General features: G+C 30.1%; 24 protein-coding genes. 1 reads left to right on the top strand and 23 read right to left on the bottom strand.

The genetic code is table 11. From position 1 onward, the window contains the following. Positions 1-53 precede the first annotated feature (53 nt). The 12 genes from ABV008_RS00615 to ABV008_RS00560 all read right to left on the bottom strand — a co-directional run bounded on the left by ABV008_RS00615 (position 54) and on the right by ABV008_RS00560 (position 10,676). Positions 54-827 carry a CheR family methyltransferase gene (locus ABV008_RS00615; RefSeq protein WP_352417880.1) on the bottom strand — a complete coding sequence of 258 codons (774 nt, stop codon included), beginning with the start codon at positions 825-827 and terminating at the stop codon, positions 54-56. Positions 828-1,017: 190 nt separating this feature from the next. Continuing rightward, positions 1,018-2,982, bottom strand: a complete 1,965-nt coding sequence (locus ABV008_RS00610; protein WP_352417879.1) for a bifunctional 4-hydroxy-3-methylbut-2-enyl diphosphate reductase/30S ribosomal protein S1 — start codon at positions 2,980-2,982, stop codon at positions 1,018-1,020. Between the two features lie 20 nt (positions 2,983-3,002). Beyond that, positions 3,003-3,587, bottom strand: coding sequence for a lysophospholipid acyltransferase family protein (locus ABV008_RS00605; protein ID WP_352417878.1), 585 nt, complete (start codon positions 3,585-3,587; stop codon positions 3,003-3,005). Then, the gene (gene cmk, locus ABV008_RS00600) at positions 3,574-4,245 is read right to left on the bottom strand and encodes a (d)CMP kinase (protein WP_352417877.1); all 672 of its coding nucleotides are present in this window, start codon (positions 4,243-4,245) and stop codon (positions 3,574-3,576) included. The genes ABV008_RS00605 and cmk overlap by 14 nt, the downstream gene beginning before the upstream one ends. Positions 4,246-4,425: 180 nt before the next feature. Then, complete coding sequence (locus tag ABV008_RS00595; RefSeq protein WP_352417876.1) at positions 4,426-4,869, bottom strand: hypothetical protein; 444 nt, start codon at positions 4,867-4,869, stop codon at positions 4,426-4,428. A gap of 100 nt (positions 4,870-4,969) precedes the next feature. Beyond that, positions 4,970-6,199 carry a BaiN/RdsA family NAD(P)/FAD-dependent oxidoreductase gene (locus tag ABV008_RS00590; protein WP_502929726.1) on the bottom strand — a complete coding sequence of 410 codons (1,230 nt, stop codon included), beginning with the start codon at positions 6,197-6,199 and terminating at the stop codon, positions 4,970-4,972. Then, on the bottom strand, positions 6,200-6,811 hold the full coding sequence (locus tag ABV008_RS00585) for a histidine phosphatase family protein (protein WP_352417875.1): 612 nt from the start codon (positions 6,809-6,811) through the stop codon (positions 6,200-6,202). A 264-nt stretch (positions 6,812-7,075) separates the two neighbouring features. Beyond that, a complete protein-coding gene (locus ABV008_RS00580; RefSeq protein ID WP_352417874.1) occupies positions 7,076-7,963 on the bottom strand; it encodes a MurR/RpiR family transcriptional regulator in 888 nt (295 codons plus the stop codon). Positions 7,964-7,967: 4 nt separating this feature from the next. Then, positions 7,968-8,510 carry a 2-oxoacid:acceptor oxidoreductase family protein gene (locus tag ABV008_RS00575; protein WP_352417873.1) on the bottom strand — a complete coding sequence of 181 codons (543 nt, stop codon included), beginning with the start codon at positions 8,508-8,510 and terminating at the stop codon, positions 7,968-7,970. A gap of 1 nt (position 8,511) precedes the next feature. Then, on the bottom strand, positions 8,512-9,333 hold the full coding sequence (locus ABV008_RS00570) for a 2-oxoacid:ferredoxin oxidoreductase subunit beta (protein WP_352417872.1): 822 nt from the start codon (positions 9,331-9,333) through the stop codon (positions 8,512-8,514). Between the two features lies 1 nt (position 9,334). Next, a complete protein-coding gene (locus tag ABV008_RS00565; RefSeq protein WP_352417871.1) occupies positions 9,335-10,474 on the bottom strand; it encodes a 2-oxoacid:acceptor oxidoreductase subunit alpha in 1,140 nt (379 codons plus the stop codon). Then, the gene (locus tag ABV008_RS00560) at positions 10,464-10,676 is read right to left on the bottom strand and encodes a 4Fe-4S dicluster domain-containing protein (protein ID WP_352417870.1); all 213 of its coding nucleotides are present in this window, start codon (positions 10,674-10,676) and stop codon (positions 10,464-10,466) included. The genes ABV008_RS00565 and ABV008_RS00560 overlap by 11 nt, the downstream gene beginning before the upstream one ends. A gap of 273 nt (positions 10,677-10,949) precedes the next feature. Here ABV008_RS00560 and ABV008_RS00555 point away from each other — a divergent pair, with 273 nt between their 5' ends. Then, the gene (locus ABV008_RS00555; RefSeq protein WP_352417869.1) at positions 10,950-11,588 is read left to right on the top strand and encodes a hypothetical protein; all 639 of its coding nucleotides are present in this window, start codon (positions 10,950-10,952) and stop codon (positions 11,586-11,588) included. Positions 11,589-11,684: 96 nt separating this feature from the next. Here ABV008_RS00555 and ABV008_RS00550 read toward each other — a convergent pair whose 3' ends face one another. The 11 genes from ABV008_RS00550 to ABV008_RS00500 form a co-directional block, all read right to left on the bottom strand. Then, positions 11,685-13,082: an oxaloacetate decarboxylase subunit alpha gene (locus ABV008_RS00550; RefSeq protein ID WP_352417868.1), complete on the bottom strand. Its 1,398-nt coding sequence runs from the start codon at positions 13,080-13,082 to the stop codon at positions 11,685-11,687. Positions 13,083-13,103: 21 nt separating this feature from the next. Next, positions 13,104-13,673 carry a tRNA 5-(aminomethyl)-2-thiouridylate-methyltransferase MnmM gene (gene mnmM, locus ABV008_RS00545; RefSeq protein WP_352417902.1) on the bottom strand — a complete coding sequence of 190 codons (570 nt, stop codon included), beginning with the start codon at positions 13,671-13,673 and terminating at the stop codon, positions 13,104-13,106. Between the two features lie 4 nt (positions 13,674-13,677). Then, positions 13,678-14,121, bottom strand: coding sequence for a GNAT family N-acetyltransferase (locus ABV008_RS00540; protein WP_352417867.1), 444 nt, complete (start codon positions 14,119-14,121; stop codon positions 13,678-13,680). Positions 14,122-14,269: 148 nt separating this feature from the next. After that, positions 14,270-14,980: a pseudouridine synthase gene (locus ABV008_RS00535; RefSeq protein ID WP_352417866.1), complete on the bottom strand. Its 711-nt coding sequence runs from the start codon at positions 14,978-14,980 to the stop codon at positions 14,270-14,272. A 58-nt stretch (positions 14,981-15,038) separates the two neighbouring features. After that, positions 15,039-16,319, bottom strand: a complete 1,281-nt coding sequence (locus ABV008_RS00530; RefSeq protein WP_352417865.1) for an FAD-dependent oxidoreductase — start codon at positions 16,317-16,319, stop codon at positions 15,039-15,041. Beyond that, positions 16,312-17,280 carry a sulfide/dihydroorotate dehydrogenase-like FAD/NAD-binding protein gene (locus ABV008_RS00525; protein WP_352417864.1) on the bottom strand — a complete coding sequence of 323 codons (969 nt, stop codon included), beginning with the start codon at positions 17,278-17,280 and terminating at the stop codon, positions 16,312-16,314. Before ABV008_RS00525 ends, ABV008_RS00530 begins: the two co-directional genes overlap by 8 nt. A gap of 120 nt (positions 17,281-17,400) precedes the next feature. After that, positions 17,401-18,507, bottom strand: a complete 1,107-nt coding sequence (locus tag ABV008_RS00520) for a D-alanyl-D-alanine carboxypeptidase family protein (protein ID WP_352417863.1) — start codon at positions 18,505-18,507, stop codon at positions 17,401-17,403. Positions 18,508-18,571: 64 nt separating this feature from the next. Continuing rightward, positions 18,572-19,012 carry a GerW family sporulation protein gene (ytfJ, locus tag ABV008_RS00515; protein ID WP_352417862.1) on the bottom strand — a complete coding sequence of 147 codons (441 nt, stop codon included), beginning with the start codon at positions 19,010-19,012 and terminating at the stop codon, positions 18,572-18,574. Further along, positions 19,005-19,616 (bottom strand): DUF2953 domain-containing protein, encoded by a 612-nt coding sequence (locus ABV008_RS00510; protein WP_352417861.1) that lies wholly within the window; start codon positions 19,614-19,616, stop codon positions 19,005-19,007. The genes ytfJ and ABV008_RS00510 overlap by 8 nt, the downstream gene beginning before the upstream one ends. A gap of 69 nt (positions 19,617-19,685) precedes the next feature. Next, on the bottom strand, positions 19,686-20,228 hold the full coding sequence (scpB, locus tag ABV008_RS00505; RefSeq protein ID WP_352417860.1) for an SMC-Scp complex subunit ScpB: 543 nt from the start codon (positions 20,226-20,228) through the stop codon (positions 19,686-19,688). Between the two features lie 10 nt (positions 20,229-20,238). After that, the gene (locus tag ABV008_RS00500) at positions 20,239-20,988 is read right to left on the bottom strand and encodes a segregation and condensation protein A (RefSeq protein ID WP_352417859.1); all 750 of its coding nucleotides are present in this window, start codon (positions 20,986-20,988) and stop codon (positions 20,239-20,241) included. Positions 20,989-21,724: the final 736 nt, after the last annotated feature.

The raw sequence follows: 21,724 nt of genomic DNA, 5'->3' as shown, positions 1-21,724 counted from the left end.
TCGAAATCAATTCTGTTTACAAAAATCATTATAATACTATGATAATCAAAGATTTAAATGCTTCTTTTATAAAAAAAAGTTCTTGCTGATTTTAAATTATATTTTTCAGGCATTATTATCTGCTCTGTACTCCCTACAAATAATACTCCATAATTGCTTAAAGAATCATGGAAATTATTGTAGATTTTCACCTTAGCATCTTCAGTAAAGTATATTAGTACATTCCTACATAAAATAAGATCGCAATTGTTTGGATATTTATCTTGAAGCAAATCAATGCGTTTAAACTGAACGCAATCTTTAATAGATCGATGGATCTTATAACTGTTACCTACTTTTTCAAAGTATTTGATTCTTAAATCATTTGGCACATTCTGAAGGCTTTTTTCGTTATAAATACCAGCTTTAGCTTTTTCTATAGCGCCTAAATCAATATCAGTTGCAAGAATTCTTATATCCTTCAAGTTAAAATATCTAGATAAAAGCATAACAAGAGTATATGGCTCTTCTCCTGTAGAACAAGCACTACTCCATATGTTCAGTTTTTTGTTATTTTTAATTAATTCTGGTAATATCTCTTTTTCTAGGACTTCCCACTGCATAGGATTTCTAAAAAATTCAGATACATTAATAGTTAAATAGTTTATAAATTCATCAAGTAATACAGAGTTCTTTTTTAATCCTTCTAAATAATCACCAAAATCTTTATATTTATTTCTGCTTAATAAAGATTGAATCCTTCTCTTCATCTGTTTTTCTTTATAGCTTGATAAGTCTATCCCTATTAGATAATATACTTGTTTCTTGAACCATTCATACTTATCCATCTTTATGTCCCCTTTTCTTTAGAACCTAATGTATAATATATATTCTATCAATAAAAAAACCCTGTGGCAATATGCCACAGGAAACTATATAAAGGGGGTCTTGATGTATTTTGTGAGGTCATTAATATTTTTTACATAATCCCTAAAAATATTCTATATAATAAAAAAGAATGAGGTAAATAACCTCACTCTATTTATTTTCTTTAATAATATCGCCTATTGTGATTTTTTCTTCTGAATTATATTCTATCTTCTCATTTGATTCATTCGCTGAAGCTTCTCTAATACTTAACCCTATTTTTTTCTCTTCTTTATTAATATCTAATATTTTAACTTTTACTTTTTCTCCAACTCTTAATTCTTCAGATGGTTTTGCTATGTGTTTATCAGAAATTTGCGAAATATGAACTAATCCCTCGATTCCTTCTTCAAGCATTACAAATGCACCAAAGTCAACTAACCTAATAACTTTTCCTTCAACTACATCTCCAACACTATATTTTTCTTCAATATTCTCCCATGGGTGTGGATAAGTTTGTTTTAACCCTAATGAGATTCTATTTTTCTGTTTATCAGCATCTAGTACTATTACCTTAATTATATCTCCTTCTTTAACTATTTCTGATGGGTGCTTTACATGAGACCATGAAAGATCAGAGATATGAACAAGACCATCTACTCCTCCAATATCCACAAAAGCACCAAAGTCAGTAATTCTTTTTACTTGTCCCTCAATTACTTGATCCTTCTCTATGCTTTTCCATAGATTATTTTTCTTATTTTCAAGCTCCTCTACTTCAATACTTTTTCTTGAAAGTACTATTCTTTTCTTATTTCTATCAAAATCAATTACTCTCACATCAAATGTTTTACCAATAAAAACTTGTAGATCACTTACAAACCTATTTGCTATTTGAGAAATAGGTATAAATCCTCTTAATCCCTTAACTAGAGCAATAGCTCCACCATTTACAATTTCAATAACTTTAGCACTTACTTTTGATTGATTATTAAACAACTCTTCTAACTCATCCCAGCTCTTAACTGTATCTACTCTTTTCTTTGAAAGGATTACATTCCCATCACCATCATCTAGTTTTAATATATATACTTCTATTTCATCCCCCACAGATAAGAGTTCAGAGGGAATTACTTCTGGATCATTTGACAATTCTTCTTTCTTGATAATACCATCTGACTTGTAGCCAATGTTCACCATTATTTCATCATCTTTTATTGATATTACCTTTCCTTTTACAGTATCCCCTCTATGAACCTTAACCATCGTATCTTCAATGGCCTTCATTAGTTCATCCATATTTTCCAAATTGCTCATTTTATCGTAAACCTCCTTAATAATCCAGCTAGGAGTAGATGCTCCAGCTGTTAGTCCAATAGATTTAAATCCTTTTAGTTCATTAATAGGCAACTGATCTGCTATTTCAATATGATAAGTATTATTGCAAAATTCCTTGCTAATATCAACAAGTTTCTGAGTGTTAGAGCTGTGGTATCCACCTATAACCACCATTGCTTCTGATATTTTAGCTATTTCTTCACATGATTTTTGTCTTAGCTGAGTTGCATTACAAATAGTGTCGAAAACTTCTACTTCATTTCCTTTCAATGAAATCAGTTCTACTAGTTTTTTAAATTTACCTTCAAAAAAAGTAGTTTGTGCTACAATACATATTTTATCATAATTTAACATAACTGCAACATCTTCTTCATTATTTACAATAATAGCACTATTACCACACCATCCATTAATACCAATAACCTCAGGATGTTTAGGATCACCAATAATAATTATTTGATAACCGAGATCATAAAATTCTTTTACTTTGCTTTGTATTTTCCTAACAAATGGGCATGTACAATCCACAAGTTCAATATTTCTTTCCTTAGCAGTATCATATACATGTAAAGGAACACCATGGGACCTGATAATTACTTTACCGTTATCAATGTCTTCAATGTCTTCAATTATTTCTAGGCCTTCTTGTTTAAGCTTTTTTATCACTTGACTATTGTGAATAAGCGGTCCTAATGAATATGTTTTTTTACAACCTTCACTAAGAACTTTTTTTGTTAATTCAAGAGCTTTATTCACTCCAAAACAAAACCCCGAATTTTCTGCAATTATTATTTTCAAATTCCTTCCTCCTGTTTATTTTAAGAGTTTTTAAGGCTATAAATTTTAGTCATAACTTGTTTACTAAATTCCTTATAATCTTCCATATTAAATTTCTGATTATAGTATTCTTCAGAGATTATTTGCTCACCAATTATAATGTTTATTTTCTTAAACAGCTTGTACTTGGTATCTATATATATAGGTACAATTGGCGCTTTTCCTTTAATACTAATCATTGCTATACCAGGTTTAGCATTGTCAATCTCCTCTTTTTTACTCCTAGTACCCTCTGGAAATATCCCTAAAGCCTCTTCACTTTTTAGTATCTTTAAGGAATTTCTTATTGCAGATAAGTCTGCTCCTTCTCTATCTACCGGAAAAGCTCCTAACTTATCTAAGAGTTTACCAAAAATTTTATTCTTAAACAATTCTTTTTTTGCCATGAAATATATCCTTCTAGGAACTGAAATTGCAACAGTAATGGGATCTAACATGCTGACATGATTAGAGCATATTATTATTTTACCTTCAGTTGGCACATTTTCAATCCCTGTAACATTAATTCTAAAAACAAGTCGAAAAACAACAAATAATATAGTTCGAAGAAAACTATAAAGAGTCATTATTTACCCCCTTGTTAATTATATCAAGTATTTCTGAAGTTACTTCATCAATAGTTTTTTTAGTGGTATCAATTTCAAATGCATCTATACACTTAATTAATGGTGCAAACTCCCTAGTACTATCTATTTCATCTCTAGTTTTTAGTTCTTCAATTATATGTTCTAAATCAACATTATATCCTCTTTCCAGCAATTCTTTGTATCTTCTCCTACCTCTTTCTTCTATAGAGGCTGTAACGTAAAATTTATAATCAGCATTAGGAAGAACAAAGCTTCCAATATCTCTTCCATCCATTATAACACTCTTATTGCTAGCTATATTCTTTTGAATTTCAACAAGTTTTTGTCTAACTTCTTTAATCTTTGCCACATCAGAAACACTAGTACTTATTTGATTTTTTCTTATTTCTTCATTTACTTCTTCACCATCTAAATATATATGATTATTTCTGAAGTCTATATTTGTTTTTTCTAAAATTTTACTTACTTCTAATTTGTTTTGTATATCTATTTCATTCTTAAGGATTTTTAGAGTCAATGCTCTATACATTGCTCCTGTATCTATGTAGACAATATTCAATTTCTTAGCAATTTTTTTTGAAATCGTACTTTTCCCTGAACCTGCAGGTCCATCTATGGCTATTTTTAAATTTTTCATGGCTACACTACACTCTCCTAATAAACATAACCACCTTTCAAGGTGGCTAGTTTGTTCGATTTTTCTAGTATCTTCTTATTAATTATATATTATTAACCTGTACTTCACAAGAGTATTTATCCATGGCATATATATTATTATCTTTTTCATTTTGATTAAATGAATATTAAACCAGATGATTTATCTCTTATATATCTTAACCTTTGGAAAAGATTTAATTCCTTCTTTAATTACTAATTTTTGATTTAGCCTTGGTTCTTTAATATTTTTGCTTATACCCACTACCTTTATTTCGATTTCATCATCATACATAGTACCATCTACTTCTATCATATCTCCATCATAGACTTTAATTGTTAATTCACTATTATCATCAAATTTATATTTTCCTCTTCCATTGATATTAACTTTTAGTTTACTAAAATCTGTGCTATTTTTTTTAATAATAATATAGCCCACTTCTTCGTTTTTCGTATAATTATTATCTATTTCTATTTCATAATGATCATAAAAAACTGGCATCTCTATATCAGCTATAAAACCTAATTGTATTACAAAGAATAAAACTCCAATTATACTCAACACTAGAATTATAGATTCAATTTTATCAAAAATTCTTTTCATTTCTTTTACCTCCAAAATTAATCTTATTAAAATAAACTATGCAAAAAAAGAAAAAAAATGTACTTATACAGTACATTTTTACTAATCTTACTATTTATATTTAGCAGTTTAATCCTGCAAGGTAACCAGTAGAATAGGCAATTTGTAAGTTGAATCCTCCTGTTACCGCATGTACATCAATGACTTCTCCAGCAAAAAACAATCCTTTAACTATTTTAGATTCCATTGTAGAAGAATCAATTTCCAGTGTTGATACCCCTCCAGAAGTTACTATTGCTTCATTAATAGATCTAAATCCAGAAAAGTTCATTCTTAAATTTTTAAATAAATTAATTACTCTTTTTCGTTCTTCACGAGTTATTTGATTTACAAATTTGTCTTCATCAATGTTAGAAAGTTCTACTATTACGGGAATTAATTTTCGGGGAAGTAGATCATCTAGTGAATTTTTAAACTGTTTTTTCGAATATTTTTCAAAATCTCTTAGTATTCTTGCCTCTAATTTTTCATCAGACAATGCAGGTTTTAAGTCAACAACAATATTTATTTTTTCCCCTATATATCTGTTAATATAATTACTCATAGTTAAAACAATAGGCCCAGAAATACCATAATGAGTAAATAGTAATTCTCCAAAGTCCTCGAAAATCTTTGTTTTTCCCACGTATGCAGATATTTTCACGTTTTTTAATGCTAAGCCCTGTAATTTTTTAACCCACTCTTCACTAATTTCACATGGCACTAAGGCAGGCCTTAAATCAATAATTGTATGTCCAAAATTTTGGGCAAAATAATATCCATCTCCAGTAGATCCTGTTTGCTGATATGATTTGCCTCCAGTAGCAATAATTACTCTATCGAAATATTGTTCTTCAGAATCAGAAAACTCAATTCTAAAATTATCATTATCTCTTTTTTCTATGTATTTTACTTCTTTGTTTAATACTATTTCAACTTTTTCATGGCTTAAGTATTTTTCTAAAGCTTTTATTACATCACTTGACTTGTTGCTAACTGGAAACACCCTATTCCCACGTTCTATTTTTGTATCAACTCCAAATTTTGACAATAGTTCGATTATATCATTATTTGTAAAAGAATAAAATGCGCTATATAAAAATGATTTGTTAGACACAACATTTTCAATTAAATCTTCGACTTCACCTGCATTGGTAATATTGCATCTCCCTTTTCCTGTCAAAAATAATTTTTTGCCTAACTTATTGTTTTTTTCAAAAATAAATACGTTTTTCCCTAAGGCTCCAGCTGTAGCAGCCGCAATCATTCCAGCAGGTCCTCCACCTATTACTGCTATACGATTTTTCAACATTTAAACCTCCTTAAGATGACTTGTATCATTTAAAACCCTTAGAACAGGTGAATAGTCTCTATATTCTAAAATACTTAATCCTGTATTACCTATAGAAAGCTTATTATAAAATGAAAGGTCAATACCTAATATCCCTAATATAAGAGCTTTAATAGAGGTTCCATGTGAGACAATCAAAATATTTTTATTCTCATTTTTCTTGATATAACTCTTTACTACCCCCAAAAGTCTTTCTTGTAAATCTATTAATCTTTCAGCCTCAGGTAGAATTAATTTATGAGGTTCTGTCATCCAAACAATATGCTCATTCAGATATTTATCTTTTATTTCTTTTGTCGTAAGTCCTTCCCATATTCCAAATCTTATTTCTCTTAATTCCTCTAAACTTTTTACTTCTAAATTAAGCAGCTTTCCTATTATTTTAGCAGTGTCAAAGGCACGCTTTAAATCACTCGAAAAAATCATATCGATTTTTTCATGAATTAATCTTTCTCCAATTTTTTTAGCTTGTTCTATACCTTTTTTTGTAAGGTTCACATCACTTTGCCCTTGAACTTTATTTAAAATGTTCCACTCAGATTCACCATGTCTTACTAAATAAAGTCTATTCATTGCTTCCTCCTATAAATAAGAAATATTATGTCTAAATTATTAGATTTAAGTTAGTCTCAATAAAATTATTTTTAATTCATAGTTGTTTAAATTTATTATATACATTATAAACTAAAAATAATAAAATAAAAAGTTTGTTATCATTTATGATAACATCTATTATGATAATAAGTATGTAGCTTACAATTAAAATAATTTTGGTGCAGTAAATAAGAACCTTTTAATGAGCTATAAAATAAATGAGGGAACTGATTAACAGTTCCCTTATTTATCGATGTTATTTAATTTATCCTTGCTATCGTAAACATTATATTCCTTCCAAATACTCTCTAACTCATTAAAATATTTTTCAATATCCTCTCTCTCTCTCATGCCTATGGCAATTATTAAAGCATTAAGTAAACTCATTGGCGCAACTAAAGAGTCAACAAATGACAACATGTTGCTACGTGCAATAAGTGTATAATCAGCTATACTGGCTATAGGTGAGATCAAACTATCCGTAATACCAACCACCTTACATTGTTGAGCTTTGACATATTTAAGTGCATCTAAAGTTCTCCTAGAATACCGAGGATAACCAATTCCTATTACTAAATCATCCTTGGTTATTCTAAGGATCTGTTCAAAAATATCACTTATTCCAGTTCTTACGACTTTAACATCATCTATAAGGATACCTAAATAAAAGCCAAGATAATCTGCTAATGCTGTTGAACTACGAAGACCTAATATATATACTCTTCTAGCACCTAAAATACTATCTACAACCTTATCAAACGTATCAGTGTTTATTTCATCAATAGTTGCCTTTATATTTTCCATGTCAGTTCTCAAAACTTTCTTTAATCCTACTTCCTTGTTAGTATAGTCATCTGACATACTTAATCGTTGTACGGTAGTAAGTTTATTTTTAATAAGTTCTTGTAAAGCTCTCTGTAAACTTGGATAACCAGAAAACCCAAGGGTTAAAGCAAATCTTACAACAGTAGATTCACTTACCCCAACTACTTCTCCAAGCTTTGCTGCAGTCATAAACGCAGCCTTATCATAACTAGACATTATATATTCAGCAATTAGCTTTTGTCCTTTGCTAAGCCTTGTAAAATTCATCTGTATAATTTTCATTAAATCTTTCTTCTTATCTTCCATGTCATCATTCCTTGAGCCTTTTTATAAGTTTCATACCTTCCTCTAATGCTTTTTCGTTTAATTCTTCAGTTCCCCTTGGTACTCTACATAAAACTGCACTTCTTAAAGAATCATTTGAAACAATATTAGATACACAATTAATGGCACCTAATGCAACTATATTAGCAACTAGTGGTTTCATTAGCTTATTATTTGCAGTATCTAAAATAGGGATACTTATTATTCTAATATCATTTCGTTCTGGCCAATCTATACTGCTATCGATTACTAAAGTTCCGTTTTTCTTTAAAGTATCAATATATTTGTTGCAAGCTAGTTGAGTTAAAGCTAATAATAAATCACATTCTTTTACCTTAGGATAATGTATCTCATCATTACTTATTATAACCTCTGCCTTACTTGCACCGCCTCTTGCTTCAGGGCCATATGACTGAGATTGAACTGCATTTTTACCGTCTTCAATTGCAGCTTCCGCTAAAATTATACCAGCCAATATTAATCCTTGACCCCCTGAACCACTTAATCGTATTTCATATTGACTAGACATGTTATCTCTCCTTTTGAAAACTATTAATTATTTTTTGATACTTTTCTGTATATTCAGGTCTTTTAGACTTAATAAACTCTCCAATTAAAAGCTTTCCATCAATTTGTTCAGGAGTCATCTTTTCAGCTGCTTTAATGTTAATAGTGTTTTCTTTTAGATTTTTCATCATATCAACTGAATTCCCCATTTTATTTTTTCTACCAAAATAAGTTGGACATATACTTGCAACCTCTACAAAAGAAAATCCTTCATTTATAATACCCTCTTCAATCTGGTTAATAATCATATTAGCATGATATGCTGTGGATCTTGCAACATAAGTTGCTCCTGCTGCTTTCACAAGTTGACACAAATCAAAGTTAGAGTCAATATTTCCGTAAGGAGCTGTTGTCCCGAATGCTCCAGTTGGAGTTGCAGGAGAGTATTGTCCCCCAGTCATTCCATAAATGCTATTATTAAATACTATTGTGGTTATATCGATGTTTCTTCTTGCAGAATGAATAAGATGATTTCCTCCAATAGCTGCACAGTCACCATCTCCAGTTATTACTATTACCTTTAACTTTGGATTGGCCATTTTTATTCCTGTTGCAAAGGATAAAGCCCTACCATGAGTAGTATGTAAAGTATTGAAGTCTAAATAGCCAGTAGCTCTTGAAGAACAGCCTATTCCAGATACTATACATACATTATCCTTGTTTAAATCTAAATTGTCGATGGCTTTAACAATTGACCTCATAACAACGCCATTGCTACATCCAGGACACCAAATATGAGGTAACTTATCTGACCTAAAATAAGTTTCTACAAGTTTACTAGGCAATTTAACAGACCTCCTTAATTTTAGCCACTATTTCATCTGGTGATATCAATTCTCCATTTACTCTATTACATCTATAAATATCAGCATATTTATTAGCTACTCTTTCTACTTCAATTGCATACTGACCAAAATTCATTTCTACCACAATAATTTTTTTAGCCTTTTTAGATAAATCAATAATTTGCTTATCCAAAAATGGCCATATAGTCATTGGTTTAAATAATCCAACTTTTATTCCTTGTTTTCTAGCAAGTTCAACAGCATATTTTGCTGACCTAGCAGTTCCTCCATAAGCAATAATTGTTATTTCAGCATCATTAAGCATGTATTCTTCATATAACGAAATATCATCTTTATTTAATTCAACTTTATTTATGAGTCTGGATATCAATTTTTCTGCAACTTCTGGCTTACCAGTTGGAAAACCAGTTTCGTCATGCACTAGACCTGTAACATGAAATCTATATCCTTCTCCATAGGGTACCATTCTCGGTACTATTTCACCCTCTAATACTTCATAAGGTTTATAATCAGATGAACTTTTATCTGGTCTCATTCTGTTTACAACTTCAATTTCTTCAAAATTAGGTATTTCAATTTTTTCTCTAAGATGTCCTATAACTTCGTCCATTAACAGTATCACAGGAGTTCTATATTTTTCTGCAAAATTAAAGGCTTTTACTGTAAGGTCGTAGGTTTCTCTAACTGAAGATGGAGTAAGTGCAATCATAGGATGATCTCCATGGGTTCCCCACCTTGCTTGCATTACATCGCCTTGTGCAGGAGATGTAGGTAGTCCAGTACTAGGACCTCCTCTTTGAACATTTACTATTACACAAGGTACCTCTGTAATAGCAGCATAACCTAGGTTTTCCTGCTTTAAAGAAAAACCGGGACCACTAGTAGCAGTCATTGATTTTAATCCTGCCAATGAAGCACCAATAACAGCACCCATACTAGCTATTTCATCTTCCATCTGAATAAACTTTCCGCCTATTTTAGGCAACTTCTCAGAAGAAAGCTCAGCTATTTCAGTTGATGGCGTAATTGGATAACCAGCATAAAATCTCATTCCAGCAGCAATTGCTCCCTCAACACAAGCTTCATTTCCCTGCATTAATTTAATCCTTTTACCGTCCATCCTCTTTACCCCCCAAATAAATTGCGTAATCAGGACATCTTAGTTCACATTGTCCGCACTTAATGCATGCCTCTATGTTTTTAATATTTATTTTGCCACTTTTAAGTTCCAATACATTTCTTGGGCAAAATTCAACACAGATACCACAACCTTTACACCACTCTACATTAAGTTTTAGCTCTTTTTCACTCGTGGTAGCCAATTCTAAGTCCCCCTTATAATATTGTTAAAATATTCTATAAATATATCATATCAAAACGTTTCTAATTATGCAATTTTTATTTCATTTTTTTAATTAATTGAAAAGTTTTGCAAGTTTAACTTCATAACATTTAAATCACTCAAAAATTCACTTTATTACAGCACTAAGACTATAAATGAAATAATAATAATTAGTAAACACTAATATTTTATATCCATAAGCAAATACTAAATATTGTCTTGTTCTAATTTTGTTCATTATAGGGGTGATTTTATGATACAAATAGATGATGCTGGAAGTGGAAGTTTAATAGGAGGTACTTGTATAGGTGTTTTAAGGAAAGAAACAATGGAATATTACTATGAAATTATTCCTATAGAGCTCTATAGAGACTCTGCTTTTAATGAAAAAAAATATCTTGATTATGTAGTAATAATAGTAAGCAATTTATTAAAAAAACTTAATGTTGACACAACAGAAGAGATTCAAATATGCAGAGGGTATATGTTTGATAATTTGAGAAAATGGCTATCAAGAGAAAACTATAACTATTTAAGCTGTAAAATAGAAGAACCATTACAATCTATTATAGAATCAACCTTTGAAAATTATTGCCTTAGTTTAGGCCTTTTTAAAAATTATATTCGTTTCAATAAATATCCTTTTCATTTTCATACAATACTAAAATGGGTATATGCAGATTATGAAAAAAGAAAAGATTTATGTAAAACAGGTTGGAAAAGTTGGAGAAAGTACGGAAATCTAAAGCCAAGTATTTATGAGACTATTGCTCTAAAAAGTAATATTATGTGTCTGAAGTGTGGTAAGGAAATAAAAAGAAACTCAAAAGTAAAAGCAATAACATATATTAGCAATAGAAAAACAACTATAATAATTCATGACAATTGCTAATTTTCTAACTTTGATTTTCTCTGCATCATTGTTAAATATGTGGTAGATATTTATATCTTTTCTAAAATAATAAAAAGAAGCTCTTAATAAGAGCTTCTACACTGGATAAGTCTTCTCTTCTACATTAAGTAAAGAACTATCTAATTTATACTTCTCAGCCTGCCTATATTGGAAATAATTTATTGCAACTTGTGGAAAAGAAGCATATGTTAATATATCTTCATCTTGTTCAATGTATTCATTTATTTCATTTTTCATCTTTTCTAACTGAGGTTCCAGTAAATCTGCTGGTCTACCACTGTACACTTCTTCGCCTCCGATTATTTTTTCCTTAATAACATCTGAAATAGGGACTGCTGGTCTACCATAAAGACCCTTTACGTAGTTTCTAACCTCTGAAGGAACCATTTTATATCTATCTCCCAATATTACATTAAAAACTGCCTGTGTACCTACCATCTGACTCATTGGAGTTACCAATGGCGGAAATCCTAGGTCCTCTCTAACTTTTGGAATTTCTTCAAGTACTTTTTCAAATTTATCAAGAGAGCCCTGTTTTTCAAGTTGAGATACTAAGTTTGAGAGCATTCCACCTGGAACTTGATTTATCAAGGTTCTACTATCTACTCCTAAAACCTTAGGATTTAAAACACCTTCTTTAATATATCTTTCTCTTATAGGCTTAAAATAATCTGCAATATCAGCAACAAGACTCAAGTCTAAACCTGTATCATAAGGCGAGTTTTTCAATGAAGCAATCATCGATTCAGTTGATGGTTGACTAGTTCCCATACTAAAAGGCGAAAGTGCTGTATCTATAATATCAACCCCAGCTTCTATTCCTTTCATGTATGTCTGATTTGCAATACCACTTGTAAAGTGAGAATGTAGTTGTATTGGAACTTTTATCTCTTTTTTAAGCTTTGTAACCAATTCATAAGCTGAATATGGTAGCAATATTCCAGACATATCTTTTATACAAATAGAATCAGCACCCATGTTTTCCATTTCTTTCGATAGTTTAACATAATAATCAATATTATGTACTGGGCTTATTGTATAAGAGATAGCTGTCTGAGCATGTCCTCCAGCTTTTTTTGTAGCTTCTATTGATGTTCTCAGGTTTCTGACGTCATTTAATGCATCAAATATCCTAATAATATCAATACCATTTTCAATTGATTTTTTTACAAATTCCTCCACTAAATCATCTGGATAGTTTTTATATCCTAAAAGATTTTGTCCTCTAAGAAGCATTTGAAGCTTTGTTTTCTTAATTGCTTTTCGTAGTTTTCTAAGCCTTTCCCAAGGATCTTCATTTAGAAACCTAAGACAAGCATCAAATGTAGCTCCTCCCCATACCTCTAAAGAGTGAAAGCCTACTTCATCTAATCTTTCTGCAATAGGAAGCATCTCCTCAGTTCTCATCCTTGTTGCAATTAGTGATTGATGAGCATCTCTAAAAATTGTTTCAGTAATTTTCGGTTTACTCATAATATATTCCCCCTAAAGTTTTTAATTGTTTTTCTCTACACCATAAAGCAAAGGTGGCTCATTAACTTGATTAATAAATTCAAATTTTAGTACATTAAATTTTTTTTGGTCTAGATGTGAAAAGTACTCATTAATATATTTATCTTCATTTTTCCCTTCTCTATGGCCTACATATGTTGTAACTAACAATAAGCCATTTTCTTTGAGTAAATCCAAACTTTTTTCTAATGCTATAATTGTCGTATCCACTTTTGTTACTATATCATGATCGCCTCCTGGTAAATATCCTAGATTAAAAACAATTAAATCTACTTTATTCACTAAATACTTATCAATGTTCTCGTGGCTATCTCTTATTAAATATACCCTTTCACTAAGGTTATGTTCATTTAATTTTTGTTTTGTACTAATTATTGCAGTTTGCTGAATATCAAATCCAAAAACCTTGCCTTGTGATCCAACTAACTCCGCTAGTAAAAGAGTGTCATGGCCGTTACCTATAGTTGCATCAACAACAACATCGCCTTCAGTAACCTTATTTTTCATAATCTCTTTAGCAATGCTAGTCGCGTTATTAAAATATTTGTACATACCATCAGCTCCTCTTACAACAACATCCTTTACTAAAAAAATCTTCAACATCGCACTCTAAGATATTTTTTATATTTTCCCTTATTATAGGAACTTTAGCCTCATTTATATCTCCTTCGATTCTTGAAAACCCCTTTTTTAATAAGTAGTTACTATCTCCTATAAAGTAGGCCTTTTCTACATCATTCTTTGAACAATAATTTAACACCGATCTTAGTAGACCATCACCTAGGTTCTCTCCTCTCCTATCTTTATCTATTACAAGGAAGTTTATTATTACATATCTATTAGCAATTTGAAAATTACAGCCACCTTTTATCTCACCTTTATCCTCTAAAACAAAAAAAATACTACTGCTGTTAATATTATTACTAAAGCTATAATCATTAATCATTTGTTCCATTTTTATATTCTCTTCTTTATTTTTTGTTTTTCTAATTACTATCAAATCATCCTCTCCTTAAACCAAATTATACCAAACATACAATTTAAGTTCAATTGATATATAAATATTATAAAACTATCTAATACATTTTCAAACATATAAAGTTAAAAATTTGCATCAAAAATCTAATCACTACGTAAATACGTAATGATTAGATTCTTTTTAAGTATTCTATTTCATTTTCTCTTAGAAATCTCCAACAGCCTTTTTTTAAAGTTCCAAGCTCTAACTCGCCGATGGCTATTCTTTTTAACGAAGTAACTGGATGACCTATTTTATCGCACATTTTTCTTATTTGTCTATTCTTTCCTTCATGTATTTGAATTTTCACAACAGATTTATCATTTGTATTACTTAATATTTCAATTTCTGCATCAGATGTAATGTATCTATCAATTTCTAAGCCATTCCTGAATTTTTCTAATTCTTCTTCTGTTGGTTTGCCTTTAACAGTTGCAATATAAGTTTTAACAACTTCAAACTTAGGATGAATTAGTTTATAAGCTAATTCACCATCATTAGTTAAAAGCAAAAGACCAGAAGTATCATAATCAAGTCTGCCTATAGGATATACTCTTTCTTTTACATCCTTGACAAGGTCCAATACTGTTTTTCTACTGTATTCATCCGATACTGTAGTAACGTATCCTTTAGGCTTATTCATGATTATATAAATATTTTTTTCTCTATGCTTGATCCTCTTACCATCAACTATAACAACATCGTGCAATGGATCTATTTTGTATCCTAGTTCAGTTACTATTGTTCCATTTACTTTTACTCTCTTATTAGCTATTATTTCTTCAGATTTTCTCCTTGATGCAATTCCACATTGTGCCATAAACTTTTGTAGCCTCATCATACCCCTTCTTTCGTAATCATGAATTTTTAACTATTCATAGTTATTGAGTGTAATAGTATTATACAAGTCTCTCATTATAAATATTCAACAAATCAATTCTTTGTATTTTTCTTTTAACTTCTTCGGTATCAGTAGTATAAGTGCCCATTAATTTCATTCTATCAAAAAATCCTGAACCTGCAAATGTATATCTTTTCTTCAAACCATCTTTAGTTTTAATTTCCTCATTTGCATATGCAATTATGTCTCCTATAGCTAAGCTTCTAGGAAGTTCTAGCAAAGTCATTCCTAGGTTTAATCTTATACTATTATGTCCTGCTAAGCTACCTGTTGAAATAGCTTCTGTATGCCCAACAAACAGTCCAGATTTTTCTCCTGCACACAATAAATTATCAATTCCATTAACTTTAAGTGCATTGTTTCTTGGAGCAATAGATAAATATCTTACTGAATTCCCTTTCCCACCTGAATATGGATCCTCATATCTAGCATATTCTAGTCCTTTTATTTTTCTTAATTTTTCTAAAGGATAAAAAGGTGTCATAAGCTTTGCATGACCAGTGTCGAGCAATACAATGTTTTCGGCAAATTCTTTCAAAGAATATTGTTGGCATACTTTGAGATTAAGTTTCTCTGGTCTAATATCTTCTGGTGGAATTGGTAATATAACAACTCCCTCTTTGTCAAGTTTTTCTCTTATTTCTTTACTTAACGAATCTTTATTTAGTTTACATGATCCGCTAAAGGCACCATAGGACTCATCTCCACGTTGCCCTAAAATATCTTCTACTCCTGCACGCATACTTATACTAATTCTTGGCCCAAAGGAAGGGCATCTCAAAATACACATTGCACATCCGTTACCATACTTCAAGCAATTACCCATAGGACCTGTTGAACCTGTGGTTTCTATGAAGACATCCCCCTCTATAATTCTTTCGTCAGCAAGCACTATTCCCTTTATTTTTCTATCCTCCATCATTACATCAACTGCTCTAGTTTCAAGCATTACATTAATACCTTTTTGAATTAGTAACTTTCTCACTTCTGGTTCTACCTTAGTTACATCATAAAGTGATGCGTGTTTATGTCCCGGGAATTCTATATTCTTATGTCTAGATGATTCATCAGTTATCTTAAATAACTCATCTGCACCTAGATGAATGTTCTCTTCCGCTGCTGTAAATCTTCCATTATTTCTCATTATTCCTCCAACATTTCCTAAACCAACTAGCATATCAGTTTTTTCAATTAAAGTTACTTCTGCTCCAGCTTTTTTTGCCGTCAATGAAGCTGCACAACCTGCCCATCCTCCACCTATTACTACTACTTTAGTCAAGTAATACCCTCCTCTCAATTATTTGTCTTGAATCAATTTGAGTTTTACACGGTTTAACTCTTGTTCCATCTTTGAGTCGCGTAGTACAACCACCGCAAATACCTTCACCACAACATAATTCATTGTTATTTGTCACAACTAAATATGGATCCATACCTAGTTCATCTATTATCTTTATTATATTCATATGAAGTAAGTCTGAACCTGCACTATATATAAGACTTATATTTTTATTATGCAATATATGTGTGATTAAGCTTTTTCCCTTCTCACTCATGACATCTTCTTCGTATGTATATATATTTGTATTTTTAATTAAGTCATGAATAAAAATTTCTCCCACACTTCCTTTATCCAATACTAAAGAAATCTTATTCCCATTTTTTATAAGTTTCTCTATAACAAGCAAAGATGGAGCTTGTGAAATACCTCTCGCTATAACTAGACAGTTTTGATTTTTGACCTTTTTCAAGTTACCTAATCCATAAGCTCCATTCCAATAAGGACCCTTAATTAAAATACTATCCTTACAGTTATTTAAACTTTTAGACTTAGCACCGATAGCTTTATAAGCTATAGTAATTACACCATTTGAAGTATCAGACTGCATTATTGACATAGGAACATCAAAATATTGTGGTAGCTTTTTATCCCTTAAAAAAACATAAGAACCTGGCTCATTAAGTTGCCTAGCAAGCGTTTTAGTAACTTTTAATTTTATTAGATAACTATCCATTCCTATTTGTTTAATATCCTCAACCGAACTATTATAATAGTCTCTTTGTTGCTTTATTTTGTTTCTGTTCATTACAAATTCTTGATACACGCATACTCCTCTCCAATTGCAGTCACAAAACTCTTTTCCTTGAAGTTGAGAGCATGTTATACAATTATTAGTTTCTGCAAGATAGCATGGACAATACTCACTACCAACATCTACACACTCCTGTCTTTTTTTCAAACACTTCACTCCCTTCTCTTTTTTTGACTATAGTATTAGATTATAGAACTAGGAGTTTTTTGTTACAAAAAAAATAACATAGTTTAAAACCATGTTATTTTAACCATTTTTTATTTAATACTAGAAAATACTTTTGATAAATTTAATAAAGTTACCTTTAGGTTTACTTTTGTTTAAATCGAAATTGGATTTTATTTGCGCAGTATATAATAGCTTACCTTCAAGAAAAACCTGAATATTTCCTATCCTTTGATCTTTATACACAGGTGCAGCTAATGAGTCTGGAAGATTTAAAATAATCTTAATTTTCCCTTTCTCGTCATCTTTTACAGGAATAATCAAATCATCTTCACATAGAAGATTCAGATATTCTTTGTCTCCATCTAGTATTTCTATTTTTTTAAGAAATTGTCCTTTGCTTAATAACAAAGCCGGTTTATAATTTTCAAATCCATAATCAAACATACTATAGCAATCATTAAACCAATTACTATCATTAATTACTACTGCAATTAGCTGCATTTCATCTCTTGTTGCACTAGCTACTAAGCACCTACCAGCTGCTCTCGTATAACCAGTTTTAACCCCATCTCCACCCTTGTATTTCCATAAAACATCATTCTTATTTGAAAAATATTGGTTAGTGTCTCGGTTTGCCACCCATGTTTTTGTTTTTACAACTTCTCTAAAAAAATCTAACTTCATTGCTTCTCGAGTAATAATAGCCATATCATATGCAGATGAATAGTGATTGGGATCGTGTAATCCGTGAGGATTAACAAAATTAGTATTGTTTGCACCAATATTCTTTGCCTTAATATTCATTAAGTTTACAAACTTATCTACTGACCCAGAAATATGCTCTGCAATAGCTACTGCAGCGTCGTTTCCAGATCTGAGCATCAAACCATAAATTAAATCTCTTAATAGAATCTCTTCATTTTTCTTAAGAAAGATACTTGATCCTTCTACACCTAATGCATTAGTCTTAACTTTAACTAAAGAATCTAAATCACCATGCTCAATTGCCAACAATGCAGTCATAATTTTAGTAGTACTAGCCATAGGCCTCTTTAGATCATGATTTATGGAATACAATATCCTTCCAGTTTTAAAATCAATTAATATAGCACTTTCCGCACTAGTTGATGGATAAGTAAATCCTAGTATCAGAAACTCTATTAATATTATTGCTATTAATATTTTTGCCTTTTTTAACTTGTTCAATCTCAACACTCCATAATTTATTATAAAATATAGCTTAAATAATTAAGAGCAGTATCTTCTGCTCCTAACTATTATCACAATTATCTGCATTTTTCCCTTTAGCTTCATTCCCCTTAAGTTTATTCTGTATACCACTTGTCATCTTAGGGATTAAATCTAAGATACTATTTAATATATTTGCATTTTGATCTACTGGCAGCAGTTTCATATTTCCATTTCCTACTACAATAAAAGCAACTGGTTGTATAGATACACCTGCACCTGTGCCCCCACCAAAGGGAAGTTTGTTTTCACCGCTACTATGTTGTTCGTTATTATTATTCCCGTTTGTTCCTTTAAACTCGGATCCTCCAGAAGCAAAACCAAAAGACACTCTTGAAATTGGAATTATTACTTGCCCATCAAGAGATTCTACTGGATCACCAACTATTGTATTTACATCTACCATTTCTTTAATGCTTTCCATTGTTGTCTTCATTAATCCTTGAATAGGATGATCAGGCATTTAATACACCACCTTTAATAAATACTTTTATTCCTTTAAAGCCTGCAATTATAATATGGACAATTTTAAACTTAATTATGCAAAACAAGTCAATTTCTAAAATATTTTCATCAAAGTCTGGGTATATATTTATGCTTGTTTCTTTAATATCTTTATAATTTGTTATTACATTTATTAATGTACTCACTATTACCCAAACTGTTCCATATGCAATTCCCGTCAAAGCTGCATCTCCTAACCCAATTTTTGATGACCATCCAAAAGAACTAAAATCAATTTTCCTTAGAATATATTTAAAAACTTCACTAAAAGTATTTTTGAATTTTTTTACTTTTTTATACTTTTTAATAATCTCATCTAGTATAAATATTACCTTTCTTTTTGGTAAATTCTTTTCCATATTCTTGTCTTCGAGTTCTTTATAAGTTTTAACTATATCATTATATGTAATCTTATATTCCAAATTGATCAACCTCTTAAACAATGATATTTTTACATTTATTATGTCATCATGGTTTTTTCTCTTTAGCTCAATTTTTATATAAATAGGAATAATTGAAATAATAACTAGAATAATAAAAATTAGTAAAAGCACAAATTTCATTTTATCAGCTCCATATTAATATTTATCGCCTTTTAGTATTTTTTCCAAAAAAAGAAAAATAACACAAAGTTATTTTGTGTTATCTAAGTCTTCTTCAATTATATTTTCATCAAGTGTAGGCAAAGCTTCTAATGTAGACAATCCAAAACATCTTAAAAAATCATCTGTTGTACCATAAATTATTGGCTTTCCTGTTTTGTCCAGTCTTCCAATCTCTTTTACAAGATTTTTTTCAATTAGTGTATTTAAGGCTTTATCACATTTAACTCCTCTAATTATTTCTATTTCAGCTTTTGTTATTGGCTGCTTATATGCAATAATCGATAAAGTTTCTAGAGCTGCATTTGACAATGTTTTATTTACTCTAGGCGTACATAACTTTTTAATCCATTCAAAATGCTCAGGCCTTGTACTTAATTGATATTTATTGTTTACCTGAACAATCTGGATTCCTCTTCTACTAAAGTTGAAGTCATCTATCATTTCACATACAATATTATTTACTGTATTAATATCTAACTCTATAACATCTGAAATATCTTCTATAGAAAGTGGATCGCCCCAAGTAAATAATAATGCTTCTATAATCGATTTTATTTCTCTAGTATCCATAAAATCACTCCTAACTTTCTAGCATAGAATCAATAATTTTGATTATTATTTCACCGAAATTCTGCTCTTGAACTACTTTAATAATTTTTAATTTTATTAACTCAAGAACAGATAGAAAAACTATAACAACTTTAGTTCTTGTCATATTCTCATTGAAAAGTTCATTAAATTTAATTTTCTTTTTTTGCTTAACAATAATTGCTATATCATTCATACATTCTTCAATAGTTAGTTCATCTCTTTGAATTTCTGCGAGCTCTACTTCATTTGTCACTTCTTTGCATTTTTTTAAAATATTAAAATAAGCTGTCACAAGTTCATCAAAATCAATTTTTTCTAATTCAAAAGAATCTTGTCCTATAAATTCTCCTAGTTCCTCTTTTTGCTTAAAGAATACTTTGCTTTGAATGTCTCCTTTTGCTTTTAAGCTTTCTGCAACTTCTTTATATTTTTTATACTCTAATAATCTCTTAACTAACTCTTCTCTTGGATCAAGTTCTTCCAATTCTAACTGCTCATCGTCTACATTGCTTACTGGTAAGAGCATTCGAGACTTTATTTCCAAAAGAGTTGCAGCCATAACAAGAAATTCACTAGTCATATTTAAATCTATGCTCTGCATTGATTTAATATATTCTATATATTGATCTGTTATTTTAGCTATTGGAATATCGTATATATCAACTTTTTCTTTCTCAATTAAATGCATAAGTAAATCTAGGGGACCTTCAAAGGTTTCTAAAATAACTTTATACTCCATTATTATCTTCCTTTATCTTTAATTGTTATAAAATTAATAGAAGCAATGCAAGTTTAACTAAAAAAATATTATATTAAAAATATAATCATAAAATCTATTGGTTATAAAAAAATACAAATCAAACTCTTATCTTGCTTTACAGATTTCTGTCAATAATCAATTTATATAACATTAATAATATGTTGTCAATAGTAGTGTCTTTACTGGCCTTTTATTATTATCTAATGTAAGTGCTTCACTTTTAGCACGGTCGTAACATATGCTCTTACATATACGAATATATTCATATGTAGGTTGAAGAACCAATTGAAATTCTACTATTTCCCGAGTATCTTGTATTATATTAATATTTTTACTTTTAATATAATACATTTTACCGTTTAATTACAAGGAACCTGTAAATTCTATGTGCTTTTTTAGATATGCTTTACCATATTATTCAATAATAAATTCTAAATACCTTCTACACAAACGCAATATTTGTTTTTTTCAATAAAAAACCTTAATCTATATAATTATCAATACTCATGACCTGCAATATTATGGAATCATCCTAATAATTTCATTAGCTAATTCACGCCAATAATTGTCATATAATCGAGTAGGGAAAAATAAATTTCCCTCTCACACCACCGTACGTACGGTTCCGTATACGGCGGTTCAATTAAATCTAACATTACGTCTGTGTTCATAGTAATCTAATGGACTAACTAACCCTCTTTTGGTTAATATGTCT

The organism is Proteiniborus sp., assembly GCF_040308045.1.
Lineage (GTDB): Bacteria > Bacillota > Clostridia > Tissierellales > Proteiniboraceae > Proteiniborus.
This window is presented reverse-complemented; position numbering and strand designations above follow the sequence as displayed.